This window comes from Pseudomonas sp. NBRC 111133, assembly GCF_001320605.1.
In the GTDB taxonomy this organism is placed as follows: domain Bacteria; phylum Pseudomonadota; class Gammaproteobacteria; order Pseudomonadales; family Pseudomonadaceae; genus Aquipseudomonas; species Aquipseudomonas monteilii.
Genome location: NZ_BCBJ01000036.1, coordinates 11,978 through 34,721 on the forward strand (window position 1 = coordinate 11,978; position 22,744 = coordinate 34,721).

22 protein-coding genes and 1 other RNA gene are annotated in these 22,744 nt (G+C 63.5%); 11 read left to right on the plus strand and 12 right to left on the minus strand.

All coding sequences use genetic code 11. The features are described from left to right. Positions 1 to 2 precede the first annotated feature (2 nt). The 4 genes from APH36_RS07685 to APH36_RS07700 are packed head-to-tail and all read right to left on the minus strand — an operon-like array spanning position 3 to position 3,588. Complete coding sequence (locus APH36_RS07685; protein WP_060498144.1) at positions 3 to 485, minus strand: DUF4442 domain-containing protein; 483 nt, start codon at positions 483 to 485, stop codon at positions 3 to 5. Beyond that, entirely contained in the window at positions 482 to 1,681 is a 1,200-nt protein-coding gene (gene ubiH / locus APH36_RS07690; protein ID WP_060498145.1) for a 2-octaprenyl-6-methoxyphenyl hydroxylase, read from the minus strand. Before ubiH ends, APH36_RS07685 begins: the two co-directional genes overlap by 4 nt. Further along, positions 1,678 to 3,012, minus strand: a complete 1,335-nt coding sequence (pepP, locus tag APH36_RS07695; protein WP_060498146.1) for a Xaa-Pro aminopeptidase — start codon at positions 3,010 to 3,012, stop codon at positions 1,678 to 1,680. Before pepP ends, ubiH begins: the two co-directional genes overlap by 4 nt. Positions 3,013 to 3,033: 21 nt before the next feature. Beyond that, positions 3,034 to 3,588, minus strand: coding sequence for a YecA family protein (locus tag APH36_RS07700; protein WP_060498147.1), 555 nt, complete (start codon positions 3,586 to 3,588; stop codon positions 3,034 to 3,036). A gap of 181 nt (positions 3,589 to 3,769) precedes the next feature. Here APH36_RS07700 and APH36_RS07705 point away from each other — a divergent pair, with 181 nt between their 5' ends. The 4 genes from APH36_RS07705 (at position 3,770) to APH36_RS07720 (ending at position 5,156) form a co-directional block, all read left to right on the plus strand. Next, positions 3,770 to 3,952 (plus strand): TIGR02449 family protein, encoded by a 183-nt coding sequence (locus APH36_RS07705; RefSeq protein WP_029886233.1) that lies wholly within the window; start codon positions 3,770 to 3,772, stop codon positions 3,950 to 3,952. Beyond that, positions 3,949 to 4,269, plus strand: a complete 321-nt coding sequence (locus APH36_RS07710) for a cell division protein ZapA (protein WP_019098106.1) — start codon at positions 3,949 to 3,951, stop codon at positions 4,267 to 4,269. Before APH36_RS07705 ends, APH36_RS07710 begins: the two co-directional genes overlap by 4 nt. Before the next feature lie 17 nt (positions 4,270 to 4,286). After that, a non-coding RNA gene (gene ssrS / locus APH36_RS07715) (6S RNA) lies at positions 4,287 to 4,466 on the plus strand. 81 nt (positions 4,467 to 4,547) lie between these two features. Beyond that, a complete protein-coding gene (locus APH36_RS07720) occupies positions 4,548 to 5,156 on the plus strand; it encodes a 5-formyltetrahydrofolate cyclo-ligase (RefSeq protein WP_060498155.1) in 609 nt (202 codons plus the stop codon). Between the two features lie 18 nt (positions 5,157 to 5,174). Here APH36_RS07720 and APH36_RS32065 read toward each other — a convergent pair whose 3' ends face one another. After that, complete coding sequence (locus APH36_RS32065; RefSeq protein WP_164525190.1) at positions 5,175 to 5,330, minus strand: hypothetical protein; 156 nt, start codon at positions 5,328 to 5,330, stop codon at positions 5,175 to 5,177. A 179-nt stretch (positions 5,331 to 5,509) separates the two neighbouring features. Here APH36_RS32065 and APH36_RS07725 point away from each other — a divergent pair, with 179 nt between their 5' ends. The 4 genes from APH36_RS07725 (at position 5,510) to APH36_RS07740 (ending at position 10,845) form a co-directional block, all read left to right on the plus strand. Continuing rightward, positions 5,510 to 5,959 carry an EVE domain-containing protein gene (locus APH36_RS07725; RefSeq protein ID WP_025752145.1) on the plus strand — a complete coding sequence of 150 codons (450 nt, stop codon included), beginning with the start codon at positions 5,510 to 5,512 and terminating at the stop codon, positions 5,957 to 5,959. A gap of 95 nt (positions 5,960 to 6,054) precedes the next feature. Then, complete coding sequence (locus APH36_RS07730) at positions 6,055 to 7,014, plus strand: HlyD family secretion protein (protein WP_060498148.1); 960 nt, start codon at positions 6,055 to 6,057, stop codon at positions 7,012 to 7,014. Then, entirely contained in the window at positions 7,011 to 9,731 is a 2,721-nt protein-coding gene (gene rbbA / locus APH36_RS07735; protein WP_060498149.1) for a ribosome-associated ATPase/putative transporter RbbA, read from the plus strand. The genes APH36_RS07730 and rbbA overlap by 4 nt, the downstream gene beginning before the upstream one ends. Before the next feature lies 1 nt (position 9,732). After that, complete coding sequence (locus tag APH36_RS07740) at positions 9,733 to 10,845, plus strand: ABC transporter permease (RefSeq protein WP_019096508.1); 1,113 nt, start codon at positions 9,733 to 9,735, stop codon at positions 10,843 to 10,845. Positions 10,846 to 10,902: 57 nt separating this feature from the next. Here APH36_RS07740 and APH36_RS07745 read toward each other — a convergent pair whose 3' ends face one another. Next, entirely contained in the window at positions 10,903 to 11,307 is a 405-nt protein-coding gene (locus tag APH36_RS07745; RefSeq protein ID WP_060498150.1) for a flagellar basal body-associated protein FliL, read from the minus strand. Positions 11,308 to 11,476: 169 nt separating this feature from the next. On the opposite strand from APH36_RS07745, the gene APH36_RS07750 reads away from it, so the two are divergent. Further along, positions 11,477 to 12,454 carry an NADPH:quinone oxidoreductase family protein gene (locus tag APH36_RS07750; protein ID WP_060498151.1) on the plus strand — a complete coding sequence of 326 codons (978 nt, stop codon included), beginning with the start codon at positions 11,477 to 11,479 and terminating at the stop codon, positions 12,452 to 12,454. A gap of 115 nt (positions 12,455 to 12,569) precedes the next feature. On the opposite strand, the gene APH36_RS07755 is transcribed toward APH36_RS07750, so the two are convergent. The 5 genes from APH36_RS07755 to trxA form a co-directional block, all read right to left on the minus strand. After that, complete coding sequence (locus APH36_RS07755; RefSeq protein WP_016712620.1) at positions 12,570 to 13,220, minus strand: gamma-glutamylcyclotransferase; 651 nt, start codon at positions 13,218 to 13,220, stop codon at positions 12,570 to 12,572. Between the two features lie 246 nt (positions 13,221 to 13,466). Then, entirely contained in the window at positions 13,467 to 14,435 is a 969-nt protein-coding gene (locus APH36_RS07760) for a CDP-6-deoxy-delta-3,4-glucoseen reductase (RefSeq protein ID WP_060498152.1), read from the minus strand. Beyond that, complete coding sequence (gene ubiD, locus APH36_RS07765) at positions 14,435 to 15,901, minus strand: 4-hydroxy-3-polyprenylbenzoate decarboxylase (protein WP_016489755.1); 1,467 nt, start codon at positions 15,899 to 15,901, stop codon at positions 14,435 to 14,437. Before ubiD ends, APH36_RS07760 begins: the two co-directional genes overlap by 1 nt. A 122-nt stretch (positions 15,902 to 16,023) precedes the next feature. After that, a complete protein-coding gene (rho, locus tag APH36_RS07770) occupies positions 16,024 to 17,283 on the minus strand; it encodes a transcription termination factor Rho (protein WP_003253661.1) in 1,260 nt (419 codons plus the stop codon). A gap of 227 nt (positions 17,284 to 17,510) precedes the next feature. Beyond that, positions 17,511 to 17,837 carry a thioredoxin TrxA gene (gene trxA, locus APH36_RS07775; RefSeq protein ID WP_016712622.1) on the minus strand — a complete coding sequence of 109 codons (327 nt, stop codon included), beginning with the start codon at positions 17,835 to 17,837 and terminating at the stop codon, positions 17,511 to 17,513. 256 nt (positions 17,838 to 18,093) lie between these two features. On the opposite strand from trxA, the gene ppx reads away from it, so the two are divergent. Continuing rightward, on the plus strand, positions 18,094 to 19,596 hold the full coding sequence (gene ppx / locus APH36_RS07780) for an exopolyphosphatase (RefSeq protein ID WP_016712623.1): 1,503 nt from the start codon (positions 18,094 to 18,096) through the stop codon (positions 19,594 to 19,596). On the opposite strand, the gene ppk1 is transcribed toward ppx, so the two are convergent. Continuing rightward, the gene (gene ppk1, locus APH36_RS07785) at positions 19,583 to 21,832 is read right to left on the minus strand and encodes a polyphosphate kinase 1 (protein WP_060498153.1); all 2,250 of its coding nucleotides are present in this window, start codon (positions 21,830 to 21,832) and stop codon (positions 19,583 to 19,585) included. The two genes, ppx and ppk1, sit on opposite strands and share 14 nt — an antisense overlap. A gap of 213 nt (positions 21,833 to 22,045) precedes the next feature. Here ppk1 and APH36_RS07790 point away from each other — a divergent pair, with 213 nt between their 5' ends. Continuing rightward, on the plus strand, positions 22,046 to 22,681 hold the full coding sequence (locus tag APH36_RS07790) for a DedA family protein (protein ID WP_060498154.1): 636 nt from the start codon (positions 22,046 to 22,048) through the stop codon (positions 22,679 to 22,681). Positions 22,682 to 22,744 lie beyond the last annotated feature (63 nt).

Genomic DNA, 22,744 nt, shown 5'->3' on the forward strand with positions numbered 1-22,744 from the left:
CCTTACGCCAGCCTCGCTTGCGGCTTGAGCCGCACGTATAGGGTTTTATCGACCCGCGCGACCAGTTCGCCGGCACCATCGCGGATATCGACCTGCAAACGCGGCAGGCACTTCTTGCCGGTGGCGGTCTGCTGGCGAATGTCGTCCAGCAGCGCGTCATCGACGTGGAATTCGGCATACACCGGGCCTTTGCCCGGCGAGATGAAATCGATGCTGGCGGCCTTGTCCCAGACGATGTAATCGCGGCCCAACTGCTCGATCAGCAGCAACATGTAAAACGGGTCGACCATCGAATACAGGCTGCCGCCGAACTGCGTACCGACATAATTGCGGTTCCAGCGGGTCAGCTTCATCGCTACCTTGACGCTGCGCATGTCCGGGCTGATGTGCTGCACGCGGATCCCGGCGCCCAGGTAAGGTGGATAGAGGTTCAGCAGCCAGCGCAGCATGCGCGCCCGGCGCGCCAGTTTACGAGGGTTGCTCATGCCTGGCCCCGCGGATCGGGGCGGGTACCCAGGCCCATGGCCTGGCGGGCGAACCAGCTTTTGGCCGGCGGCAGCAGGTCGAGCCCGAGCAGGCCGAGGTTACGCCCGGCGGCGAGCAACGGCTGGTTGCTGCCGAACAGGCGCGTGACCTGGTCGGAAAAGCCGATGGTCATGGCCTGGTCCAGGCGCTGACGCTGGTGATAGGCCTGCAGCGTGGTCAGGTCGCCAGGCTGCTGCGGCCCGGCCAGCAGCGCGTCGGCCAGCGACTGCACATCGCGCAGCGACAGGTTGAAACCCTGGCCGGCAATGGGGTGCAGGCTGTGCGCGGCGTTGCCCAGCACCACCAGGTGCGGCCGCACCTGCTCTTGGGCTTCGATCAGCGACAGCGGGTACAGGTGCCGTGCGCCAACCTGGCGCAACGCGCCCAGGCGATAGCCAAACACGCCCTGCAGCTCACGCAGGAAGCTACGCTCGTCGATGTCGGCCAGGCGCCGTGCGTCCATGCCTTGGCGTGTCCACACCAGCGCGCAGCGGTTTTCCGGCAGCGGCAGCAGGGCCATGGGGCCTTCTTCTGTGAAACGCTCGAACGCCTGGCCGCCGTGGGCTTCACCCGGGGTGATGTTGGCGATCAGGGCGCTCTGCTGGTAAGGCGTGTGGCGTACGTGAATACCCAGCTGCTCGCGCAGGCCGGAACGGCCGCCGTCGGCCAGTACCGCCAGGTCGCACTCCAGCTGGGTATCGTCGTTCAAGCACAGGCGGTAACCGCCCTCGATCGCCTGCATGGAGGTGACTTCCGCCGGGCAGCGCCAGCTCACCACCTCACTGTCCAGCCCCTGCCACAGGCATTGGCCCAGCCAGGCGTTTTCCACCACGTAGCCCAATGCTGGTACGCCCTCTTCCAGGGCATCCAGGCGAGTGGCGCCAAAGCGGCCACGGTCGGACACGTGAATCTGACGGATCGGCTCTGCACGCTGACCGATGGCCTGCCACAGGCCCAGCTGCTGGTAGATCTGCTGGGTGCCGAACGACAACGCCGAAGAGCGCGCATCGTAGCTGGGCTGAAAGCTGTCGCCGGGGGCGAACGGTTCGATCAGCAGGATCTTCCAGCCACGCGCTTTGGCCCCGGCTTGCAGGGCCAGGGCCAGGCTTGCGCCGACCAGCCCACCACCGATGATCGCCAGGTTTACCCGGTTCATGCCGCGTCCTTGCGGGCGGCCTGCATCAGCGCCTCGATCTCGGCAACCGTGCGCGGCACGCCCGAAGTCAGGATTTCACAACCTTGCCTGGTCACCACCACGTCGTCCTCGATCCTTACACCAATGCCGCGCCATTTTTTGGCCACGGCCTGATTGTCGGCGCCAATGTAGATGCCTGGCTCGACGGTCAGCGCCATGCCGGGCTCCAGCACCCGCCACTCGCCGCCCACTTTGTACTCGCCCACATCATGCACATCCATGCCCAGCCAATGCCCGGCACGGTGCATGTAGAAGGCGCGGTAGGCCTCACTGTCGATCAGCGCCTGCACCTCACCGGTGAGCAGGCCCAGCGCCACCAGGCCCTCGGTAATCACCCGCACGGTCGCCTCATGCGCGTGGTTCCAGTGCTTGCCGGGGGCAATTTCGGCAAAGGCCGCCGCCTGTGCCTTGAGCACCAGCTCGTAGATGGCCTTCTGCTCGGGCGAAAAACGCCCGCTAACCGGGAAGGTGCGCGTGATGTCACTGGCGTAGCAGTCGATTTCGCAGCCGGCGTCAATCAGCACCAGGTCGCCATCCTTGAGCGGGGCGTCGTTCTGCTGATAGTGCAGGATGCAGCCGTTGCGCCCGGCCGCGACGATCGAGCCGTAGGCCGGCATCTTCGCCCCGCCTTTGCGGAATTCGTAGTCCAGCTCGGCTTCCAGGCTGTATTCGTGCAGCCCGGCCCGGCAGGCCTGCATGGCCCGCACATGAGCCCGTGCCGAAATGTCTGCCGCTGCGCGCATCACCTTTACTTCCGCCGCCGATTTATACAGGCGCATGTCGTGCAGCAGATGATCCAGCGCAACGAACTCGTTCGGCGGCTGCGCGCCCAGGCGGGCCTTGGAGCGGATCACGTTGATCCAGTCCATCAGCCGGCGGTCGAACTCGGCATTGCTGCCCATGGCGCTGTACACCCGCTCGCGGCCTTCGATCAGGCCCGGCAGAATCTCGTCGATGTCGGTGATGGGGAAAGCATCGTCGGCGCCAAAATCGCGCACGGCGCCTTCCTGGCCGGCCCGCAGGCCGTCCCACAACTCGCGCTCGGGGTTGCGTTCACGGCAAAACAGCACGTACTCGCCGTGCTCACGCCCGGGGATCAACGCAATCACTGCCTCCGGCTCCGGGAAGCCGCTGAGGTACTGGAAATCGCTGTCCTGGCGGTACACGTGCTCGACGTCGCGGTTGCGGATGGCAACGGCGGCGGCGGGCAGGATGGCGATACTGTTGGGGACCATCTGCGCCATCAGCGCCTTGCGCCGACGGGCATACTCGGCCTTGGGAATGTGGCTCATGGGCAGACTACCCCCGGTTGATCAGTGCAGCGATGGCTTGGGCGCGGGTGCGGCCGGCTTGGCCAGCTCGGAGAACAGCAACAGCGGTGCCACGCGCAGGTATTCCATGACTTCCATGTAGTCGCTCTCGCCGTCTTCGGACTCTTCGAGCGCTTCCTGCACCTGGGAAATGGCCACCAGGTCCTGCAGCACTTCCTTGGCCTCGTCGGACAGGTCCTTGCCACCGGCATTCAGGCCAAAACCGGTAATGAAGCCCTGGCACCACTGGCCCAGCGCGGTGGCGCGGTCGCTCAGTGCGGCGTCGTCGGAAGGCAACAGCAGGACGATGGCCATGTCGTCGCTGGTGAGCTCGCCCTTGACCATTTCCTGCAGGCCGACCAGAGCGTTGCGCACGGTATCACCGGGCTCGGTTTCCAGCAGCTGGGCGGCATCGGCCAGCCAGCTGTCGGCGTCAAAGCCGGCACCGGCGCAGCTGCGGCCGATCAGCAGGCCGTGCAGCTCGGCCGGGGTAACAGGGTGGCCATTGCTCGAAAGCAGCATGGCGAAGGCGATGTAGGGCGATTGGGTATTGGGCATGGGCAGCTAGGCGCCAGACGGCGCAATGACTAGAATGGAGACCTTGTATCCTAGCACCGGCAGGCGCGCCAAGACCATCGGCACTGGCCGTCGCCGCCCAGGGAGAGGCATCATCGCCAGGTGACTCAACGACGGAGCGAATCGAGTGCAACCCACGCAAGAGAACGACCTGCAGGCACTGATGAGCCGATTCGAGTTGCTGATCGAACGCGTCGAGCAACTAAAACGGCAAAATGCACTCCTAGTAGCGCAGGAAAAATCCTGGCGCGAAGAGCGCGCCCACCTCATCGAAAAGAACGAGATCGCCAAGCGCAAAGTCGAGTCGATGATTTTACGCCTCAAGGCTCTGGAGCAAGACTCATGAGTTCAAGCAATAGCGTCACCGTGCAGATCCTCGACAAGGAATACTCGATCATCTGCCCGCCGGAAGAGCGCAACAACCTGGTCAGCGCCGCCCGCTACCTGGACGGTAAAATGCGCGAGATCCGCAGCAGCGGCAAGGTGATTGGCGCCGACCGTATCGCGGTGATGGCGGCCTTGAACATTACCCACGAGATGCTGCACCGCCAGGAAGACCGCAATGAAGCGCCGGCCGGCGGCACCACCCGCGAACAGGTACGCGACCTGCTGGAGCGGGTCGATCAGGCGCTGTCCGACGACACGGGTACCAAAATCGGCTGACATTGGTATACTGGCGCCACTCCCTGGGGGATGCGCCAGTCGGTTATGTCCCTGAGCCGATACGCACAACCACGGGGGTTGCACGCTGGGGCCGGTGTGCATGTCCGCCCGACGGAAAGCCTTAACGCCCCCTGCAATCTCCACCTTGAACTTTCGGGTTCAAGGGCTACACCGATAGCGGTCTTATCGGGGAGCCTGAATTTTCTTGCCCGCCCCTTCTGGCGGGCAATTCGTTTTGGCCGACAATGTCGGCCATCACTTCTGGGATCGCCCGTGCCATGACCGACACCGCGCCGCTCACCCGCCCCCAGCTCCGTCGCCTGCTTCGCAACGCCCGCCGCGCCCTTACCCCTGCCCAGCAACGCCAGGCCACCCTCGGCCTGTACCGCCAACTGGCGCAACACCCGCTGTTCCGCCGCGCTCGGCACATTGCCTTGTATTTGCCCAACGACGGCGAAATCGACCCCGGCCTGCTGCTGCGCGAAGCTCAGCGCCGCGGCAAGCGCACCTACCTGCCGGTGCTGCACGCCTGGCCACGTACGCGCATGGTGTTCCAGCGTTTCGAGCAGGGCGAAAAGCTCAAGCCCAACCGTTTCCGTATTCCCGAACCGGTCACCGACCGCAAGCGCCAACGGCCGATCTGGGCGCTGGACCTGATCCTGCTGCCGCTGGTCGGTTTCGATGAAGTGGGCGGGCGCCTGGGCATGGGCGGCGGCTTTTATGATCGCAGCCTGGCCTACCAAGGGCGTCGCAACACCTGGAAGAAGCCTTTGCTGCTGGGGCTGGCGCATGAATGCCAGAAGGTCGAGCGGCTGGCGCAGGCCAGCTGGGATGTACCGCTGCAGGGGACGGTCTCGGACCGTGGCTGGTACCTGGCGCCGCGTTGAGCGGCGCCAGCGAGGGCATCAACGTTGTTGTGGCTGGCTGGCGTCGACCGGCATCTGGTAGGCGTTGTCCAGCTTACGCTCCCAGAACCCTTGCGCATAACCGGTAGTGACCACACCCAGGCCAAAAATGAACACCAGGATCCACAGCAGATCCGGCTTTTTACGTTGATTCATCGAAGATTGCCCCCCAGGCAAACTGTTCAGTGCGCGGCGATTTTCTGGGAATCGCCAGCGCATAGCGCTTTAAACGGGGCGCATTTTCCGACAACCTGCGTCCGCACGCAAACCTTGACGCCAACCGGCTGTCGGTTTCGTGCAACAGGTTATTTCAAACCTTTTCAGGAGCAACCTCCATGGCCTATTGGCTGATGAAATCCGAGCCCGACGAGCTCTCCATCGAAGCCCTCGGCCGCTTGGGCGAAGCGCGCTGGGACGGCGTGCGCAACTATCAGGCGCGTAATTTCCTGCGGGCCATGAGCGTGGGTGACGAATTTTTCTTCTACCACTCCAGCTGCCCGCAACCGGGCATCGCCGGTATTGCCAGGATCACCCGCGCGGCCTACCCCGACCCGACCGCACTGGACCCGCAAAGCCACTATTACGATGCCAAGGCCACGCCCGAGAAAAACCCGTGGAGCGCAGTGGATGTGGCCCATGTGCAAACCCTGCCTCGGGTGTTGGAGCTGGGCTGGCTGAAACAACAAGCCGGCCTGGCCGAGTTGCCGCTGGTGCAAAAAGGCAGCCGCCTGTCGGTGATGCCGGTAACACCCGAACAATGGGCGGTGATTGTCGCGTTGCGTTGAATGTGCAGCTAAGGTCAAGGGTTTGACCGATATCAACACGCCATACAGGGCCGCGCGCCATGATGTGGCGTGCATGACCGCAAGGATGCAGAACGATGAACCGATACGCCCCCAGAATCTTCGCCACCGCACTGATCGCCCTGCTGGCAACAGCCGGTGGGCTGGGGTACTGGAAATCGCTTCACGACCAGTTGCCCGAAGGCCTGAGCATGGGAAATGGCCGCCTGGAGGCCACCGAAGTGCAGATCGCCAGCAAAATTCCCGGTCGCCTGGCCGAAGTGCTGGTCGACGAAGGCGACAAGGTCACCCGCGGCCAGTTACTGGCACGTATCGACACCCGCACCATGGAGGCCCAGCGCACCCAGGCCGAGGCCGAAGTGCTGCGCGCCCGGGAAAACTACGCAGCGGCCCAGGCGTCCGTACAGTTGCGCCAGAGCGAATTGCTGCTGGCCAGCCAGGAACTCAAGCGCGTGCGCGAAATTTTCCAGCGCAAGTACGCCAGTCAGCAATTGCTCGACCAACAGCAGGCGCGCTTCGACACGGCCAACTCGGCCGTGGTCGCGGCGCGCGCCCAGCTGGCAGCAATCAAGGCCGCCATCGGCGCCGCCGAAGCCCAGGTGGCCCAGCTCACCAGTGAAATCGACGACAGCAGCCTGCGTGCGCCCATCGACGGCATTATCCAGTTGCGCCTGGCCGAGCCCGGTGAAGTGCTGGGTGCTGGCGGCCGCGTGCTGATGCTGATCGACCCCAGCGACCAGTACATGAACCTGTACCTCCCGGCTTCCACCAGCGGCCGGCTGACGGTAGGCGACCAGGCGCGGATCGTGCTCGACGCCCTACCCGAACGTGCCCTGCCGGCGAAAGTGGCGTTCGTTGCGGCCAAGGCCCAGTTCACTCCCAAACAGGTGGAAACCCGCGACGAGCGGCAGAAGCTGGTGTTCCGGGTAAAACTGCGCCTGACCGATCCGGGCACCGTGCCGCAGGCCAAACCGGGCATGCCTGGCGCCGGCTACGTGCGCACGGCTGAGGTGGACTGGCCGGCCAACCTGCAATGAATGCCCCGGCACTGCTGGCCGAGGGTATCAGCCACCGCTATGGCGACCTGACAGCCCTGCATACACTGGGTTTCAGCCTGCCTGCCGGTACCCGCTGCGCACTGATCGGCCCTGATGGCGCGGGCAAATCGACCCTGCTTGGGCTGATCGCCGGCGTGAAGCGCCTGCAACAGGGCGAGTTGCAGGTGCTGGGCGGCTCGATCCGCCAGCGCCGTCATCGGGCTGCGCTGTACCCGAAAGTGGCGTTCATGCCGCAGGGGCTTGGCAACAACCTGTACCCGGAACTGTCGATCAGCGAGAACATCCGCTTTTTCGCCACCCTGTTCGGGCTGGGTCGGCGCGAGTGCGAGCAGCGTATGGCCAACCTGCTGCAAGCCACCGACCTGCAGCGCTTTGCCGAGCGGCCGGCCGGCAAGCTGTCAGGCGGCATGAAGCAGAAGCTGGGCCTGTGCTGCGCGTTGATCCACGAACCGGACCTGCTGATCCTCGACGAGCCGACCACTGGCGTCGACCCGTTGTCGCGGCGGCGCTTCTGGGAGCTGGTCGAACAGGTGCGCGCACAACGCCCCCAGCTGACACTGTTGGTGGCCACCGCCTACATGGAAGAGGCCGAACAATTCGAACATTGCCTGATGCTCGATGGCGGCCGCCTGCTGGCCGCAGGCCCCAGCCATGAGCTGGCCGCAGCCACTCCCAGTGGCAAGCTGGACGATGCCTTCACCCACTACCAGGGCGCAGGCAAGGCGCAGCATCAACCCCTGACCATCCCGCCGCGTGAGGCCAAGGACGGCCAGATCGCCATCGAGGCCCACGACCTGACCCTGCGCTTTGGCGACTTCACAGCGGTGAACAAGGTCAGCTTCGCCATCGGCCGTGGGGAGATCTTCGGCTTCCTCGGCTCCAACGGCTGCGGCAAGACCACCACCATGAAAGTGCTGACCGGCCTGATGCCGGCCAGCGAGGGCAACGCCAGCCTGCTGGGGCGCCCGGTGGACGCCAGCGACCTGGCCACGCGCAAGCGGGTCGGTTTCATGTCGCAGAGTTTCTCGCTGTATGGCGAGCTCAGCACCCGGCAAAACCTGGCCTTGCATGCCCGCCTGTTCGACCTGCCCAAAGCCGAAAGCGCCCAGCGCATCGACGAATTGATAGAGCGCTTCGACCTTGCCGCTATCGCCGACCAACCGTCCGGCGCCCTGCCCCTTGGCCTGCGTCAGCGCCTGTCGTTGGCGGTGGCGGTGCTGCACCGCCCGGAAGTATTGATCCTCGACGAGCCGACCTCTGGCGTCGACCCGGCCGCCCGCGACGACTTCTGGCGCCTGCTGGTAGAGCTGTCCCGCGAGCAGGGCGTGACCATTTTCCTTTCCACTCACTTCATGAACGAAGCCCAGCGCTGCGACCGCATCTCGCTGATGCATGCCGGACGGGTACTGGCCTGCGACACACCGGATGCCTTGCAGCGCCAGTACCACGGCGTCACCCTGGAAGACGCATTCGTTCGCTGCCTGGAGCAAGCCCAGGAGCTGGCACCACAAGCCACGGACAACGCTGTGCTGGAGCAGGCCGCCACGGCCGCGCCGCCGCTGCGCCAGGGCTTCAGCCTGCGCCGCCTGCTGGCGGTGGCCAGCCGCGAGGGCAAGGAGCTGCTGCGCGACAAGGTACGCCTGGCCTTCGCCCTGCTGGGTGCGCTGTTCATGATGGTGATCTTCGGCTACGGCATTTCGCTGGATGTGGAAAACCTTGCCTTTGCTGTGCACGACCAGGACCAGAGCCCGCAAAGCCGGGCGTACCTCGAGGCCTTCCGTGGCTCACGGTATTTCGCCGAGCAGGCGCCGATCCGCGACAGCCGCGAAATGCACCAGCGCCTGCAACGCTCGGAAATCAAACTGGCGCTGGAGATTCCTCCCGGTTTTGGGCGTGACCTGTATGCCGGGCGCCAGCCGGTGGTGGCCGCCTGGCTCGACGGCGGCATGCCGTTCCGGGCGGAAACCAGCCGCAACTACGTGGAAGCCGTGCACCAGGCCAACCTGGAGCAATTGGCAAGGGCCAGCCCACCGCCGCAGGCACGGCAGGACCTGGTGCGCCTGGAAACGCGTTTTCGCTACAACCAGGACGTGGTCAGCGTGAATGCCATCGGCCCGGGCGTGATGGCTCTGATCCTGGCCTTCATCCCGGCCATGCTTACTGCGTTGGGCATCGTCCGCGAGAAAGAGCTGGGCTCCATCACCAACTTCTATGCCACCCCCCTCACGCGCCTGGAGTTCCTGCTGGGCAAGCAGATGCCCTACCTGGCCGTAAGCCTGGTCAACCTGGCGCTGCTGGTGGCGATGAACCGCTGGCTGTTCGCCGTGCCGCTCAAGGGCAGCGTGCTGGCCCTGGCCTGCGGGGGCGTGGCCTACCTGCTGGCCACCACCAGCCTGGGCCTGCTGATCTCGGCGTTCACCCGCACCCAGATCGCGGCCATCCTGGGCACCATGATCATCACCAGCCTGCCAACCATCCAGTTTTCCGGGCTGATCGTGCCACGCTCGTCGCTGGACGGCGCAGCGGCGGTGATGGGCCAGCTGTTCCCGGCGGGCTATTTCCTCGATATCGCGGTCGGCACCTTCACCAAGGCACTGGGCCTGCGCGAACTGTGGCCGCAGTGCCTGATCCTGCTGGGCTTCTTTGCCGCGTTCACCGGCCTGAGCCTGGCCATGCTGAAGAAGCAGGAGGCCTGACATGTCGCGCCTGAACCACACCCTGCGCCTGGGCCTGAAAGAACTGACCAGCCTTCGCCACGACAGCGTCCTGCTGCTGTTCCTGCTGTATGCCTTCAGCGTGGCGATCTACATGCCGGCAGCCGGCTCGGTGATCGGCGTGCACAACGCCAGCGTCGCGGTGGTGGACGAAGACCACAGCCTGCTCTCACGCAAGCTCAGCGAAGCCCTGCAACCGCCCGAGTTCCAGCCCGCCGTGCCGCTGGCACCGGAGCACCTGGACCAGGCCATGGACAGCGGCCAGTACACCTTTGTGATCAATGTGCCGGTGAATTTCCAGAGCGACCTGTTGGCCGGGCGCTCGCCGGAATTGCAGATCAATGTCGATGCCACGGCCATGAGCCAGGCGTTCATGGGCGCTGGCTATATCGGCCGCATCTTCGAGCGTGAACTGCTCGACTACAGCCAACGCGGCAATGTGCAAAGCCCAGTGCTGATCAACCCCAAAGCGCTGTTCAACCCCAACCTGGAGGGTGGTTGGTTCCTGGCGGTGATCCAGATCGTCAACAACATCACCATTCTGGCGATCATCCTCACCGGCACCGCGCTGCTGCGTGAGCGTGAGCACGGCACCCTCGACCACCTGCTGGTGCTGCCGCTGACGGCACTGGAAATCATGCTGGCGAAGATTGGCAGCAACGCGCTGGTGGTGGTGATCTGCACGTGGATTTCGCTGGTGGTGGTGGTGAAAGGTGCGCTGGGCGTGCCGTTGTCCGGCTCGATGGGGCTGTTCCTGGCCGTGACGGCGCTGTACCTGTTCGCCAGTACCGCGCTGGGCATCTTCCTCGCCACCCTGGCGCGCTCGACACCGCAGTTCGGCCTGCTGGCGATCCCGGTGATCATCCCGATGCTGTTACTGTCAGGCGGCAGCACACCGCTGGACAGCATGCCGCAGTGGTTGCAGTGGGTGATGCAGGGCTCGCCGTCGACGCACTTCGTCAGCCTGGGGGCGGCGATCCTGTTCCGGGATGCAGGGTGGGCGGTGGTTTGGCCGGATATCCTGGCGCTGGGCCTGATCGGCCTGGTGTTCTTCAGCGTGGCGCTGGCGCGGTTTCGTCGGAGCCTGGCGTCTTGATAACGCAGGCACCGTGGAGGCATCTGTGGGAGCGGACACGCCCGCTCCCACAATTGATTACTGCACGATCAGGTTATTGAACAGCAAGTCTTCAACAATCGGCTTGCCCTCTTCTGCTTCCAGCACCTGCTGCACCTGCTTCAGCGCCTCCTGGCGCAGGTGTTCCTTGGTCTCGACATTGCTCATGCTGTCCACCGTCTGCTGGGTGAACAGCGCCACCAGCTGGTTGCGGATCAGCGGTTCGTGGTGCTGCACCGCCTTGGCGGCTTCATCGCCTGTCACGCGCAGGGCCACATCGGCCTTGTACACACGCAGCCGTGGGCCGCCGTCGAGGGCATAGTTGCCGACAAAGGGCGGGCTCAGACTGATGTAGGCGACCTTGAGCGCCCCTTCCTTGGCTTCTTCGGCCATGGCCGCAGCCGGCAGCAGCAGCGCCAATACTATCAAGATCCACGCTTTCACGAATTCGCTCCTCAATACAGTTGGCGCCAGCTTACCCAGCACACCGCTCAAACCCAAGCCCGGGCTTATGCCGGCACTTATGCCTGCACATCAGGGTGGGCCATGCTCGTTGACCCGGCAGGTGGCCCTCCTACACTTATCGGCCACTACCCGCAAAGGAATAGCCCCGATGAAAGCTGTGTTGTGCAAAACCCTGGGCCCGGCGCGCAACCTGGTGCTGGAAGACGTGGCCAGCCCGCTGCCGAAGAAGAACGAGATCCTGCTGGATGTGCAGGCCGCCGGGGTCAACTTCCCCGACACCCTGATCATCGAAGGCAAGTACCAGTTCCAGCCGCCGCTGCCATTCTCGCCGGGTGGCGAAGCGGCGGGCGTGGTGGCTGCGGTCGGGGAAAAGGCTGGAGCGTTCAAGGTGGGTGACCGGGTCATGGCGCTGACCGGCTGGGGCGCGTTTGCCGAACAGGTGGCGGTGCCGTTCTACAACGTACTGCCGATCCCGGCGAGCATGGATTTCACCACCGCTGCGGCATTCGGCATGACCTACGGCACCTCGATGCACGCCCTGCGCCAGCGTGGCCAACTGCAAGCAGCTGAAACCCTGCTGGTGTTGGGCGCTTCCGGCGGTGTTGGGCTGGCGGCAGTGGAAATCGGCAAGGCCATGGGCGCACGGGTGATCGCGGCGGCCAGCAGTGCCGAGAAACTGGCCGTGGCCAAGGCGGCCGGGGCGGATGAGCTGATCGACTATAGCCAGGCCAGCCTGCGCGACGAGATCAAGCGGCTTTCCGGTGGCCAGGGTGTGGATGTCATCTACGACCCGGTCGGTGGCGAGTTGTTCGAGCAGGCCGTGCGCGGGCTGGCCTGGAATGGCCGGCTGCTGGTGGTGGGCTTTGCCAGCGGGACCATTCCGCAGTTGGCGGCCAACCTGGTGTTGCTCAAGGGCGCTGCGGTGCTGGGGGTGTTCTGGGGGGCGTTTGCACAGCGCCAGCCGGAAGATAACGCGGCCAACTTCAGGCAGCTGTTTGCCTGGCATGCCGAGGGCAAGTTGAAACCGCTGGTGTCGCAGACTTATCCACTGGCTGAGGCTGGAGCTGCCATCGAGAAGTTGGGGCAGCGGCAGGCTGTGGGTAAGTTGGTGGTGTTGGCCAAGTAAGAAAGTTCCGGCCCTTTCGCGGGCAAGCCCGCTCTCACAGGGATCGCACCGACCTTGAGAAATGTGCAGTACCTGTGGGAGCGGGCTTGCGCGCGAAGAGGCCGGTACAGGTTACTCACACTTCGCGCAGGTTATGGCAGCGCCGGAACCGCGCCTCCAGGTTGCGATCGGGCATCTGGTGGCTGCGCAAGGCATTCAACGTCTGTTCCACGTAGTCCCGCGTGGTGCCATAACGCCCTTTGGCACTGGCCAGAATCTGGCTGAGCAAGGTATCTGGCAAGTTCCCCGCATAGCACGGCAAATGCCGCTCCAGCACAAAGCCTAAAGCCTGCACCTTGCTACCATCGCCCAGCCGGCAGGTGAGCCAGTGCGGTCGGTATGCCGGGTACGGCATCTCGCGCTGCCACAGGGCCATCAGCGAGTCATCCAGGTTGCTTTCATCCAGCCGGTAGGCAAAGCCGCTGCAGGAACCGCCACGGTCCAGGCCAAACACCAGCCCGGGCGTTTCCGGGGTACCGCGGTGTTCGTGCGACCACAGGTACAAGCCCCGGTGATAGCCATGTACCCGCGCGCGCTGGCGTTCTACCGAATTGCACTCCGGCCGCCAGATCAACGAACCATAGGCAAACAACCACACCGGCCCACCCTGATGGCGCGACATGGTCGTCTTCATCGAGTTGAACAACTGGTCGTGAGTATGTTGCTGACCGAAGTCGAGTGCCGGAGGATATGAAACTTCCCAGGACATACTTTCAAGTGCCGACATAAGCTGCCGCCATTATCCCTGTGAACTACGGATGTAGCGAGATTCGATTACGCTGCGGCCCAAGGCCTCTATACCAAGGGCGCTTGCAGTAACCATAGGCCAGAACGGCAGGAATACTCAAGCCCTCGCATCAGTGTTTCATGCGCGGTTCCGACGACTGGAAAGTACTGTTTCAACAGCGGTGAAAGTTATTAGCCAAGGCGGTAACAATTACCGCCTTATACCCACACTTTCAAACTTCGGTTATTAACCGCGCGGTGCGTAGGCAAACACATCCGCACGCATGCGGTGTGCATCCATGCCGGCTTCGACCAGGGCGTCGAGGGTGGCGTAGATCATGTTTGGGGAACCACTGGCATACACATGCACTGTGTTGAGGTCGGCAATGTCCTCGCAAACCGCCTCGTGCAACATGCCGCAACGGCCTTCCCAGCCACACAGGTCGCTGACAACCTGATGCAGGAACAGGTTGGGCAGGCGCTGCCATTCATCCCAGTGCTCGATCTGGTAGAAGTCTTCGGGCCTGCGCACGCCCCAGTACAGGTGCACCGGGTGCTTGAAGCCCTTGGCCCGGCAATGCTCGACCAGGCTGTGCATCTGGCCCATGCCGGTACCCGCGGCGATCAGCACCAGCGGCCCATCCGGCAGCTCGGCCAGGTGAGTGTCGCCGAATGGCATTTCGATGCGCGCCAAACCGTCACGCTTGAGTTGCTCGATCAGTTGCAGCGCACTGGGCTCACGCGCCAGCACATGCAGCTCCAGCTCACGACCGCCGTGGGGCGCGGAGGCCAGCGAGAAGGCCGCCTGCTTGCCGCCCTCGCGCTCGATCATCAGGTATTGCCCGGCGTGGTAACGCGGCGGCTTGCCGGCTGGCGCGCGCAAACGCACCCGCCACACGTCGCCACCGACGTCGACGCACTCGCTGACGCTGCACGCCAGCTTGCGCACTGGCAGCTCGCCCAGGGCGAGCACACCGTCCCAGAGCAACACACAGTCCTCCAGCGGTTCGGCAATGCAAGTGAACAACTCGCCATGGTCGCGGACTTCGCCATCCTGGCGTACCCGGCCTTCGACCAGCAACGCGGCGCAAACATGGCAATTGCCATTGCGGCAGCTGTTCGGGCAGTCATAGCCCAACCGCCGCGCTCCATCCAGGATCCGTTCCCCGGGTTCGAGCGCCAGCACCGCCCCGGACGGCTGCAACGTTACCTGCATCAATCTATTCCCAACTGATCCCACAGCTCATCGATACGGCGGGTGACGGCTTCGTCCTTGACGATGACCCGTCCCCATTCGCGTGTTGTCTCGCCCGGCCACTTGTGCGTGGCGTCCAGGCCCATCTTCGACCCCAGCCCCGATACCGGCGACGCGAAGTCCAGGTAGTCGATCGGCGTGTTGTCGATCATCACCGTATCACGCTTGGGGTCCATGCGCGTGGTAATGGCCCAGATCACATCGTTCCAGTCACGGGCGTTGATATCGTCATCGGTCACAATAACGAACTTGGTGTACATGAACTGTCGCAGGAACGACCACACACCCAGCATCACGCGCTTGGCGTGGCCCGGGTACTGCTTCTTCATGGTCACCACCGCCATACGGTACGAGCAGCCTTCCGGCGGCAGGTAGAAGTCGGTAATTTCCGGGAACTGCTTCTGCAGGATTGGCACGAACACTTCGTTCAACGCCACACCGAGGATTGCCGGCTCATCTGGCGGCCGGCCGGTGTAGGTGCTGTGGTAGATCGGCTTTTGCCGGTGCGTGATGCGCTCGACGGTGAACACCGGGAAGCTGTCCACTTCGTTGTAGTAACCGGTGTGGTCGCCGTACGGGCCTTCCGGGGCCATTTCGCCCGGATGAATCACACCTTCCAGGATGATTTCGGCAGTGGCCGGCACCTGAAGGTTGCTGCCACGGCACTTGACCAACTCGGTGCGGTTGCCACGCAGCAGGCCGGCGAAGGCATATTCAGAGAGGGTGTCCGGCACCGGGGTCACGGCGCCGAGGATGGTTGCCGGGTCAGCGCCCAGTGCCACGGCAACCGGGAACGGCTGGCCGGGGTTCTTCTCGCACCACTCGCGGTAGTCGAGGGCGCCACCACGGTGGCTGAGCCAGCGCATGATGACCTTGTTGCGGCCGATGACCTGCTGGCGGTAGATGCCCAGGTTCTGGCGGTCCTTGTTCGGGCCACGGGTAACCGTAAGGCCCCAGGTGATCAGCGGCGCCACGTCGCCCGGCCAGCAGTGCTGGATCGGCAGTGCACCAAGGTCGACATCGTCACCCTCGACCACCACTTCCTGGCACACCGCGTCCTTGACCACTTTCGGCGCCATCGACACGACCTTCTTGAAGATCGGCAGCTTGGACCAGGCGTCCTTCAGGCCCTTTGGCGGCTCGGGCTCCTTGAGGAAGGCCAGTAGCTTGCCGATCTCACGCAGTTCGTCGACCGACTCGGCGCCCATGCCCATGGCCACGCGCTCTGGCGTACCGAACAGGTTGCCGAGTACCGGGATGTCGAAGCCGGTGGGCTTTTCGAACAGCAATGCCGGGCCTTTGGCACGCAAGGTGCGGTCGCAGACCTCGGTCATTTCCAGGACGGGGGAAATCGGAACCTGGATGCGCTTGAGTTCGCCGCGCTGCTCCAGGCCACGGATGAAGTCGCGCAAGTCGCGATACTGCATGCATGAGCCTCGTGTTGGCCGTATCGGTCGGGGTGCAGAGTGTAGCGCCGATAGGGCCGCAATAGCCAAAGTACAGATAGCAAAAAGCCGGGTTTCCCCGGCTTTTGCGTGGTACGACGATCTTACTTGCGCTTCATCGACAAGAAGAACTCGTCGTTGGTCTTGGTCTGCTTGAGCTTGTCGACCAGGAACTCGATGGCGGCGATTTCGTCCATCGGGTGCAGCAGCTTGCGCAGGATCCACATGCGCTGCAGTTCGTCGTCGGCGGTCAGCAGCTCTTCGCGACGGGTACCGGAACGGTTGATGTTGATGGCCGGGAACACGCGCTTCTCGGCGATGCGGCGGTCCAGTGGCAGCTCCATGTTGCCGGTGCCCTTGAACTCTTCGTAGATCACTTCGTCCATCTTCGAGCCGGTTTCGACCAGCGCGGTGGCGATGATGGTCAGCGAGCCGCCTTCCTCGATGTTACGCGCAGCACCAAAGAAGCGCTTCGGCTTCTCCAGGGCGTGGGCGTCGACACCACCGGTCAGCACCTTGCCGGAGCTCGGGATCACGGTGTTGTAGGCCCGCGCCAGACGGGTGATGGAGTCCAGCAGGATGACCACGTCCTTCTTGTGCTCGACCAGGCGCTTGGCCTTTTCGATCACCATTTCGGCAACCTGCACGTGGCGGGTTGGCGGCTCGTCGAAGGTGGAGGCAACCACTTCGCCGCGCACGGTGCGCTGCATTTCGGTCACTTCCTCCGGGCGCTCGTCGATCAGCAGGACGATCAGGTGGCACTCGGGGTTGTTACGGGTGATGTTGGCCGCAATGTTCTGCAGCATGATCGTCTTGCCCGCTTTTGGCGGAGCGACGATCAGGCCACGCTGGCCTTTGCCGATCGGGGCGCACAGGTCGATGACGCGACCGGTCAAGTCCTCGGTGGAGCCGTTACCAGCCTCCATCTTCAGGCGCTTGTTCGGGAACAGCGGCGTCAGGTTTTCGAACAGGATCTTGTTCTTCGCGTTTTCCGGACGGTCGAAGTTGATGGTGTCGACCTTCAGCAGGGCGAAGTAACGCTCCCCTTCCTTCGGTGGGCGGATCTTGCCGACGATGGTGTCGCCGGTACGCAGGTTGAAACGGCGGATCTGGCTAGGCGAGACGTAGATATCGTCTGGGCCGGCCAGGTAGGACGCATCAGCCGAACGCAGGAAACCGAAACCATCCTGGAGAATCTCCAGCACGCCGTCACCCGAGATCTCTTCGCCGCTTTTCGCGTGCTTCTTCAGCAGGGCGAAAATCACGTCCTGTTTGCGCGAACGGGCCATGTTTTCGATGCCCATCTGTTCGGCCATTTCCAAAAGATCGGTAATCGGCTTTTGCTTGAGTTCAGTCAGGTTCATAAGGGGAGTGACGTAATCATGTAAGAAGGGAGAATTAAGCTTCTGGCTTAATGAGGCCGCGCCGCTAGATGGCGACAGGATCGCGTACTGATTCGAATTAGGGATGCTTCGGCGACGGCGTGTAGAGGGCACTGGAAAAGCAGTGCGAGGCCGAATGTAACACTTGCTTTTTTCTGCGTCTAGTGCTCTGAAAAAGAAAAGCCCCGCATTTGCGGGGCCTTTTCACATCACAGGTGGGCGTCGAGGAACGCGGCCAGCTGCGATTTGGACAGAGCGCCAACCTTGGTGGCTTCGACGTTGCCGTTCTTGAACAGCATCAGCGTCGGGATACCACGCACGCCGTGCTTGGCCGGGGTTTCCTGGTTCTCGTCGATGTTCAGCTTGGCGACGGTCAGTTTGCCCTCGTAGGTGGCAGCGATGTCGTCCAGAACCGGAGCGATCATCTTGCATGGGCCGCACCATTCAGCCCAGTAGTCGACCAGCACCGGGCCTTGAGCCTGCAGTACGTCGGCGTCGAAGCTGGCGTCGGTGACGTGTTTGATTTTGTCGCTCATGGAAATCTCCAAGGTCGTAAGCAATAAAAAACGTCGCCCATCATAGCCGCCCCTGCCGTCTACAGGAAGCTGCGGACGATTGAGTGTAACTATAGTTGTGCAAGACGCCGCGAATCGAAACTGTCACACAGCCGTCATAGAATCGAATGGCACATTGCCTTGCATCAAGGCCAGCACACCGGCTGCGTGTCACGCGTTGGCGACAGCCTGCTATCGTGGCACGATTGCCGGGTTAACGACCGAGAACAACCAGATCATGCCGCATACCATCGCGAAGAACCTGTCCCTGATCGCTGCCATCGACCTTGGCTCCAACAGCTTCCATATGGTCGTGGCCAAGGCCCACCATACCGAAATCCGCATTCTCGAGCGGCTGGGCGAGAAGGTTCAGCTGGCCGCCGGCATCGGCGAGGACCGCCTGCTTAGCGAAGAAGCCATGGAACGGGGCCTCGAATGCCTCAAGCGCTTCGCACAGCTGATCAACGGCATGCCGGCCGGCGCCGTGCGTATCGTCGGTACCAACGCCCTGCGCGAAGCGCGCAACCGTAATGCATTCATCCAGCGCGCCGAGGCCATTCTCGGCCACCCGGTGGAGGTCATCTCCGGCCGTGAAGAGGCGCGCCTGATCTACCTGGGTGTGTCGCACACCCTGGCCGACACCCCAGGCAAGCGCCTGGTGGCCGACATTGGCGGTGGCAGTACCGAATTCATCATCGGCCAGCGCTTCGAGCCGCTGCTGCGCGAAAGCCTGCAGATGGGCTGCGTCAGCTTCACCCAGCGCTACTTCCGCGACGGCAAGATCACCCCGGCGCGTTATGCACAGGCCTACACCGCTGCACGCCTGGAGCTGATGAGCATCGAACACGCCCTGCACCGCCTGACCTGGGACGAGGCCATCGGCTCGTCCGGCACCATCCGTGCCATCGGCGCCGCCATCAAGGCCGGCGGCCTGGGCAATGGCGAGGTCAACGCTGAAGGCCTGGCCTGGGTCAAACGCAAGCTGTTCAAACTGGGCGAGGTCGACAAGATTGACTTCGACGGCGTCAAACCGGACCGCCGCACCATCTTCCCAGCGGGCCTGGCGATTCTGGAGGCGATCTTCGACGCCCTGGAACTGCAGCGCATGGACCACTGTGACGGCGCACTGCGCGAAGGTGTGCTGTTCGACCTGCTCGGCCGCCACCACCATGAAGACGTGCGCGAACGCACGTTGAACTCGCTGATGGAGCGCTACCATGTGGACCAAGGCCAGGCCGCGCGCGTCGAGCGCAAGGCGTTGCACGCCTTCGACCAAGTGGCCGATGCCTGGGACCTGAAAGACGGCAACTGGCGCGATCTGCTAGGCTGGGCGGCGAAAGTGCACGAAATCGGCCTGGATATTGCCCACTACCACTACCATAAGCACGGCGCCTACCTGATCGAGCACTCCGACTTGTCGGGCTTTTCCCGCGAGGACCAGCAGATGATGGCCCTGCTGGTGCGCGGCCACCGCCGCAACATCCCCAAGGACAAGTTCGCCGAACTGGGTGAAGAAGGCGTCAAACTGCTACGCCTTTGCGTGCTGCTGCGCTTCGCCATCCTGTTCCACCACATCCGTGGCAACCAGCAGATGCCAAAAGTTCAGCTCAAGGCTGCCGATGACAGCCTCGATGTCGCCTTCCCGGAAGGCTGGCTGGAACAGAACCAGCTAACCCAGGCCGACTTCGCCAACGAGGCGGAGTGGCTGACCCGGGTCGGCTTCGTCCTCAGCGTACGTTGAGGACCGGGTTGCTCAGGCGCTCCAGCAGGGTCGCCTGGGCACTGCGCGGGTTCTGGTTGCCGGTTGGCGTGCTGCGCACGTAGCGCCCGTCTGGCTGCAAGGTCCAGGCGTGGGTGTTGTCGGTCAGGTAGCCTTCCAGCTCCTTCTTCACCCGCAGCAACAGCTTCTTGCCTTCCACCGGGAAGCAGGTCTCCACACGCTTGTCGAGGTTGCGCTCCATCCAGTCGGCGCTGGACAGGTAGATCTGCTCTTCGCCGCCATTGAGGAAGTAGAACACCCGCGTGTGCTCCAGGAAGCGGCCGATGATCGAGCGCACTTGGATGTTGTGCGAAACCCCCGGAATGCCTGGGCGCAGGCAGCACATGCCACGCACTATCAGGTCGATCTTCACGCCCGACTGGCTGGCTTTGTACAGCGCCTTGATGACCTTGGCGTCGGTCAGCGAGTTGAACTTGGCAATGATGTGCGCCGGCTTGCCCTCGAGGGCGAACTGGGTTTCCCGCGCGATCATGTCGAGCATGCCCTTTTTCAGGGTGAACGGCGCGTGCAGCAGCTTTTTCATGCGCAGGGTCTTGCCCATGCCGATCAGCTGGCTGAACAGCTTGCCGACGTCTTCGGTGAGGGCGTCGTCAGAGGTGAGCAGGCTGTAGTCGGTGTACAGGCGGGCGTTGCCGGCGTGGTAGTTACCGGTACCCAGGTGCGCATACCGTACGATCTCGCCCTGTTCGCGGCGCAGGATCAGCATCATCTTGGCGTGGGTCTTGAAGCCGACCACGCCGTAGATCACCACCGCACCGGCCGCTTGCAGGCGGCTGGCCATCTGCAGGTTGGACTCTTCGTCGAAGCGCGCGCGCAATTCGATCACCGCAGTGACCTCCTTACCGTTACGCGCCGCGTCCACCAGGGCATCGACGATTTCCGAGTTGGCCCCGGAGCGGTACAGGGTCTGGCGCACGGCCAGTACGTGTGGATCCTTGGCGGCCTGGCGCAGCAGGTCGATCACCGGGGTGAAGGACTCGAAAGGGTGCATCAGCAGGATGTCCTGCTTGCCGATCACGCTGAAGATGTTGTCGGCGTTCTGCAGCAGTTTTGGAATCGCCGGGGTGAACGGCGTGTATTGCAGCTCCGGGTGGCTGTCCAGACCGGTGATGCTGAACAAGCGGGTGAGGTTGACCGGGCCATTGACCTGATACAGCTCGCTTTCGCTGAGGCTGAACTGCTTGAGCAGGTAGTCCGACAGGTGTTTCGGGCAGGTGTCGGCCACTTCCAGGCGAACGGCGTCGCCGTAACGGCGCGAGAACAGTTCGCCGCGCAGGGCGCGGGCCAGGTCGTCGACTTCTTCAGAGTCCAGCGCCAGGTCGGCGTTACGGGTCAGGCGGAACTGGTAGCAGCCCTTCACCTTCATGCCCTGGAACAGGTCGTCGGCGTGCGCGTGGATCATCGACGACAGGAACACGTAGTTGGCGCCTGGGCCACCGACCTCCTCCGGCACGCGGATCACCCGCGGCAGCAGGCGCGGGGCCGGGATGATCGCCAGGCCTGAATCGCGACCAAAGGCGTCGACACCTTCGAGCTCGACGATGAAGTTGAGGCTCTTGTTAACCAGCAGCGGGAACGGGTGAGTCGGGTCGAGGCCGATCGGGGTGATGATCGGGGCGATTTCGTCGCGGAAATAGCGGCGCACCCAGGTCTTGAGCTTGGGTGTCCAGTAACGGCGGCGAATGAAGCGGATCTGGTGTTTTTCCAGCTCTGGCAACAGCACGTCGTTGAGGATCGCGTACTGGCGCTCTACCTCGATGTGCACCAGCTCGCTGATGCGCGCCAGCGCCTGGTGCGGCTGCAGGCCGTCGGCGCCAGCCTGCTCACGGGCGAAGTTGATCTGCTTCTTCAGGCCGGCGACGCGGATCTCGAAGAACTCGTCGAGGTTACTGGAGAAGATCAACAGGAACTTGAGGCGTTCGAGCAGCGGGTAGCTCTCGTCCAGCGCCTGTTCCAGCACGCGGATGTTGAACTGTAGCTGCGAGAGTTCGCGATGAATGTACAGGCTGCTGTCGTCCAGGCCAGGGACGGCGATTGCCGGGGCGGGCGCGGGGGCAGGCACCGGGGCCACAGGCTCGGCCACCTGCTCCGCTACCGGCTCGGGCGCAGGCGGCAGGTCTGGCGGGGTCTGCACCATCTCTTCTGGGAGCTCCTGGGCATCCTTGATCGCGACAGGGGTGAGCACTTCGTTATTCATCTGGCGTTCCTGAGGACGTTAACGCCCTATCATCAATTGAGCGGCAAGATAAGCGCCCATTATGACGCCTGTGTTACACACCAGGGCAAGCCATGGCGCGTGGCTTCTGGCATTGTCTGAGTAGGGATTGTTCATGTCGAGACACATTTGGACACTTTCACGAACGCGCGCGAAGGGGTAGGCTGCGCGTTCATTTCGCCAGCACCTCAGAAAATGCTTCAACAATTCCTGCAGGATTTCGGCTACTTCGCCCTTTTTCTAGGCACCTTCTTCGAAGGCGAGACCATCCTGGTGCTTGCAGGATTCCTTGCGTTCCGCGGTTACATGGACATCAACCTGGTGTGCCTGGTGGCCTTCTTCGGCAGCTACGCCGGCGACCAACTGTGGTATTTCATGGGCCGCCGCCACGGGCGCAGGATCCTGGCGCGCAAGCCGCGCTGGCAGGCCATGGGTGACCGGGCGCTGGACCACATCCGCCGCCACCCCGATATCTGGGTGCTGAGTTTCCGCTTCGTTTATGGCCTGCGCACGGTCATGCCGGTGGCCATTGGCCTGTCGGGCTACCCGCCTCGCCGCTACCTGCTGCTGAACGGCATTGGTGCGGCCATCTGGGCAATAGCCTTGGGCGCCGCTGCCTACCACTTCGGCGCCATTCTCGAAGGCCTGCTGGGCAATGTGAAGCGTTACGAGCTATGGGTGCTCGGTGGCCTGCTGGCGCTGGGCGGCCTGCTGTGGCTGCGCCGGCGCTTCCGCACCCTGCGTGCGGAGCGCAAGGCGGCGCAGGCCCCAGAGGCTAAGCAGGCTGTAAGCCACGAGCAGGAACCAGGCCAGCGGCGCGACCACCGCTAGGCCCACTGCGCCGGCCAGTAGTGCCTGCCTTGAGTTTTCAGGTGATGCATAAATCGAGCGCAG

Coding starts and splice junctions, on each gene's coding strand:
- APH36_RS07685 (WP_060498144.1), bottom strand. CDS start 485: ATGAGCAACCCTCGTAAACTGGCGCGCCGGGCGCGCATGCTGCGCTGG.
- ubiH (WP_060498145.1), bottom strand. CDS start 1,681: ATGAACCGGGTAAACCTGGCGATCATCGGTGGTGGGCTGGTCGGCGCA.
- pepP (WP_060498146.1), bottom strand. CDS start 3,012: ATGAGCCACATTCCCAAGGCCGAGTATGCCCGTCGGCGCAAGGCGCTG.
- APH36_RS07700 (WP_060498147.1), bottom strand. CDS start 3,588: ATGCCCAATACCCAATCGCCCTACATCGCCTTCGCCATGCTGCTTTCG.
- APH36_RS07705 (WP_029886233.1), top strand. CDS start 3,770: ATGAGCCGATTCGAGTTGCTGATCGAACGCGTCGAGCAACTAAAACGG.
- APH36_RS07710 (WP_019098106.1), top strand. CDS start 3,949: ATGAGTTCAAGCAATAGCGTCACCGTGCAGATCCTCGACAAGGAATAC.
- APH36_RS07720 (WP_060498155.1), top strand. CDS start 4,548: ATGACCGACACCGCGCCGCTCACCCGCCCCCAGCTCCGTCGCCTGCTT.
- APH36_RS32065 (WP_164525190.1), bottom strand. CDS start 5,330: ATGAATCAACGTAAAAAGCCGGATCTGCTGTGGATCCTGGTGTTCATT.
- APH36_RS07725 (WP_025752145.1), top strand. CDS start 5,510: ATGGCCTATTGGCTGATGAAATCCGAGCCCGACGAGCTCTCCATCGAA.
- APH36_RS07730 (WP_060498148.1), top strand. CDS start 6,055: ATGAACCGATACGCCCCCAGAATCTTCGCCACCGCACTGATCGCCCTG.
- rbbA (WP_060498149.1), top strand. CDS start 7,011: ATGAATGCCCCGGCACTGCTGGCCGAGGGTATCAGCCACCGCTATGGC.
- APH36_RS07740 (WP_019096508.1), top strand. CDS start 9,733: ATGTCGCGCCTGAACCACACCCTGCGCCTGGGCCTGAAAGAACTGACC.
- APH36_RS07750 (WP_060498151.1), top strand. CDS start 11,477: ATGAAAGCTGTGTTGTGCAAAACCCTGGGCCCGGCGCGCAACCTGGTG.
- APH36_RS07755 (WP_016712620.1), bottom strand. CDS start 13,220: ATGTCGGCACTTGAAAGTATGTCCTGGGAAGTTTCATATCCTCCGGCA.
- APH36_RS07760 (WP_060498152.1), bottom strand. CDS start 14,435: ATGCAGGTAACGTTGCAGCCGTCCGGGGCGGTGCTGGCGCTCGAACCC.
- ubiD (WP_016489755.1), bottom strand. CDS start 15,901: ATGCAGTATCGCGACTTGCGCGACTTCATCCGTGGCCTGGAGCAGCGC.
- rho (WP_003253661.1), bottom strand. CDS start 17,283: ATGAACCTGACTGAACTCAAGCAAAAGCCGATTACCGATCTTTTGGAA.
- trxA (WP_016712622.1), bottom strand. CDS start 17,837: ATGAGCGACAAAATCAAACACGTCACCGACGCCAGCTTCGACGCCGAC.
- ppx (WP_016712623.1), top strand. CDS start 18,094: ATGCCGCATACCATCGCGAAGAACCTGTCCCTGATCGCTGCCATCGAC.
- ppk1 (WP_060498153.1), bottom strand. CDS start 21,832: ATGAATAACGAAGTGCTCACCCCTGTCGCGATCAAGGATGCCCAGGAG.
- APH36_RS07790 (WP_060498154.1), top strand. CDS start 22,046: ATGCTTCAACAATTCCTGCAGGATTTCGGCTACTTCGCCCTTTTTCTA.